This is a genomic window from Paraburkholderia sp. RL17-373-BIF-A (genome assembly GCF_046030175.1).
Classification (GTDB): domain Bacteria; phylum Pseudomonadota; class Gammaproteobacteria; order Burkholderiales; family Burkholderiaceae; genus Paraburkholderia.
Genome location: NZ_JARESO010000385.1, coordinates 1 through 573, shown reverse-complemented (window position 1 = coordinate 573; position 573 = coordinate 1). Strand labels below are relative to the sequence as shown.

Annotated in this window: 1 protein-coding gene; it reads right to left on the bottom strand. The window is 52.7% G+C overall.

Going from position 1 to position 573, the window contains the following annotated elements; all coding sequences use genetic code 11:
* Nucleotides 1–541, bottom strand: a 541-nt coding sequence (locus P0D80_RS50990) for a secretin GspD/PilQ domain-containing protein (RefSeq protein ID WP_494478673.1), incomplete at its 3' end; no start/stop codon positions are given.
* Nucleotides 542–573: the final 32 nt, after the last annotated feature.

Below are 573 nucleotides of genomic sequence, written 5' to 3'. Positions count from 1 at the left end.
TGACTCCCTCTATGTTCTCATCCTGCACAAATCCACCAAGCAACAATGCCTGACCCACGTTGAGCGTGGCTTGCGTAGCAATCTCCGCATTCTGAATTTGTGGCAGAGATTCAGTAGGACTGATTGGCCGGTCTTGACGACCGTCTTGAATGTTAAGCGTGAGCAGCACCCGATCGCTCCCGTCCTCATGAATTAGCCTCGGCGTAACCCGCATCAGTGCACCGGCCGTCACGGACTCGAGTTGTGCATTCTTCTCGCTCACCAGCTTCGTGTAGAAGGTGATGCTGCGATCCAACACAGCCTGCACATTATCTAATGTTACAACAGAAGGACGCGAAACGATCTTTGCTTTGGACTTTTGCTGCAAAGCACTTAGGCGCAACATGAAGGCACCTGCATTTGATATTAAGGTGGAGAAGCTATCCGAAGCCAGACCTCCGCCGCTGTTCACACTAACCGTGCCGCCACCGATACTCGCAGAAACGGACCAGTCGACCCCCAGTTCGCTAAAGTCGGACGCGTCGACGTCTATGATAGACATTGAGATCTCTACGAGCTGTGCTCGTTGATCCG